This is a genomic window from Oleiphilus sp. HI0061 (assembly GCF_001635675.1).
Genome location: NZ_LWFE01001176.1, coordinates 1 through 2,349, shown reverse-complemented (window position 1 = coordinate 2,349; position 2,349 = coordinate 1). Strand labels below are relative to the sequence as shown.

The 2,349-nt window shown below is 44.7% G+C and carries 4 protein-coding genes; all 4 read left to right on the top strand.

Annotation, left to right across the window (positions count from 1 at the left end; genetic code table 11):
* On the top strand, positions 1-236 hold a 236-nt coding region (locus tag A3735_RS17970; protein ID WP_068638394.1), incomplete at its 5' end, for a Holliday junction DNA helicase RuvB C-terminal domain-containing protein.
* A 1-nt stretch (position 237) separates the two neighbouring features.
* Positions 238-663 (top strand): YbgC/FadM family acyl-CoA thioesterase, encoded by a 426-nt coding sequence (locus tag A3735_RS17965; RefSeq protein ID WP_068511027.1) that lies wholly within the window; start codon positions 238-240, stop codon positions 661-663.
* Positions 664-717: 54 nt separating this feature from the next.
* Positions 718-1,440: a protein TolQ gene (gene tolQ / locus A3735_RS17960; RefSeq protein WP_068511024.1), complete on the top strand. Its 723-nt coding sequence runs from the start codon at positions 718-720 to the stop codon at positions 1,438-1,440.
* A 29-nt stretch (positions 1,441-1,469) separates the two neighbouring features.
* Positions 1,470-1,862, top strand: a complete 393-nt coding sequence (gene tolR, locus A3735_RS17955; RefSeq protein ID WP_068511022.1) for a protein TolR — start codon at positions 1,470-1,472, stop codon at positions 1,860-1,862.
* Positions 1,863-2,349 lie beyond the last annotated feature (487 nt).

Here is a 2,349-nt window from a genome sequence, read left to right as displayed (position 1 = left end):
AAATGGATCGGCGCTTACTACTCGCGGTACTCGAAACATTTGCTGGCGGCCCGGTTGGCGTAGAAAGCATGGCGGCAGCAATTAGTGAGGAGCGAGGCACGGTTGAGGATGTCTTGGAGCCTTACCTGATTCAGCAAGGGTATTTGGCAAGAACGCAGCGCGGTCGTCTGGCAACACAAAAAGCATGGCAGCATTTTGGTTTGAAAGCACCCGCCGAACTCAGCGGCGGAGCGTGATATGACATGTTCTAGCGAAGCATTCAGTCTGCCAATACGCGTTTATATAGAGGACACTGATGTTGGCGGCGTCGTGTTTTATGCTAATTATTTAAAGTATTTTGAGCGTGCTAGAACGGAGTTTATTCGAAGTTTAGGGTTTGAGCTTCGGGCTGGTTTCGAAGAAGGAATCAGTTATGTAGTGCATAGCCTTGATGTTAGATACCTGGCCCCCGCCAAACTTGATGAAATACTGAATGTTACTGCTTCGGTTTCGTCTCTAAAAAGAACTTATATAGAATTTGAACAGTTTGTTGAAGACTCATCTGGTAGGCGGCTAGTTGAGGGGAATGTTAAGGTCGCTTGTGTATCATTGCCTGATAACAAGCCGAGAGCGCTACCCGAAGGCCTGAAGCAAGCCTTGAGTTCAACAGGGTTACAAAGTTAGTCAGCTATTACCGTATTTTGTGCCTAGATTTGGCAGATTACCTGGAGAAAATAAGTGCAGGAAAAGATTTCGATTGTTGGTTTGATTCTTGATGCAAGTTTTATTGTGCAGTTGGTTATGTTGGCATTATTGCTTGCGTCGATAATATCCTGGTATCTGATATTCCAGCGCTCTAGTTTCTTCAGACAGGCTAATGCGCAGCAGCATAATTTTGAGGATATGTTTTGGTCCGGCATGGATCTAGGAAAATTGTACAAAAGAAGTTCCGGGTCGGCTGCGAGTAGTGGGCTTGAATTGATTTTTAAATCGGGGTTTAAGGAATTTAACCGTTTAAAACAACAAGCCGGCGTAGACGCCGATGCCGTGATGGAGGGGACGCAGCGATCAATGCGTGTAGCGCTTTCGCGAGAGGGTGAACGACTTGACTCCAATCTGCCATTTTTGGCAACAGTTGGCTCTACAAGCCCTTATGTTGGTCTGTTCGGCACAGTTTGGGGGATTATGAACTCTTTTCTCGGGCTTGCTCAGCAGCAGCAAGCGACCTTGGCGACGGTAGCGCCAGGTATTGCTGAAGCACTAATTGCTACTGCAATGGGGCTATTCGCAGCAATTCCTGCTGTTGTTGCTTATAACAGGTTTTCGGCAAGGGCTGATGCGCTTTATACAAGCTATGAAACTTTCGCTGATGAGTTCTCGAGTATTCTTCATCGAAATATTCATTCAAGTGCAGGAAGTGCAAAAGACGGTGTTGCTGATAATACTTCTAATAGAGGCTGATAACGGTGCCTAGATCTAAGCGTAAACCCATGTCCGATATAAATGTTGTTCCCTATATCGATGTGATGCTAGTGCTGCTTATTATCTTTATGGTGACAGCACCAATGCTGACTCAGGGGATCAAGATTGATTTACCCTTACTTGATAGCGACCCGGTAGAAAGTGCTAAAAGCCTCGAGCCGATTGTCGTGACGGTCGACTCAAACGGTGCTTACTATATGGAAATGACATCATCAAGCAAGAAACCTTTAGAGCTTCAGGTCGTACTAAAAAATGTAAGCTCTATTCTTCAACACGAACCTTCTACTAGTGTTCTTGTGCGAGGAGACAGGCATGTAGAGTACGGAGTTGTGGTTGAGCTGATGGCTGCTTTACAGAATGCCGGTGCGAAAGATGTCGGATTGATCACTGAGGACCCATGAAGAAAAACACGGCTAAAGATTCTCAAGCTCGTGCTTTGAAAAAGCAGGGAGCAAGTGGAAAGTCTTCAGATAAGCGTGCAACGGAAAACTTTAAACTCCTTAAGGTCTTGTTAGGCGAGGCGATAGAGGTAAAAAATCGAAAGTTTCTGATTGCTAGTGTTGCTGTTCATATATTGGTCATTGCTGCATTCTTTTTCAATTGGCAGAGTAGTAACGAGCAAACAGTTAAGTTGCCTCCAAAAAGTATTCAAGCTCGTGTGATTAGTGAAAATGAACTACAGCAACTCCGAGATAGGGAGCGGGCAAAGGTTCAGGAAAAACAAAAGGCTCTGGATAAGAAAAAGGCTCTGGATAAGAAAAAGGCTCTAGAGAAGAAAAAGGCTCTAGAGAAGAAAAAGGCTCTAGAGAAGAAAAAGGCTCTAGAGAAGAAAAANGCTCTAGAGAAGAAAAAGGCTCTGGAGAAGAAAAAGGCACTGGAAAAGAAAAA

Bases quoted from the DNA above. Each gene is read 5' to 3' on its own strand.
- tolR (WP_068511022.1), top strand. From the start codon at position 1,470: ATGTCCGATATAAATGTTGTTCCCTATATCGATGTGATGCTAGTGCTG.
- A3735_RS17965 (WP_068511027.1), top strand. From the start codon at position 238: ATGACATGTTCTAGCGAAGCATTCAGTCTGCCAATACGCGTTTATATA.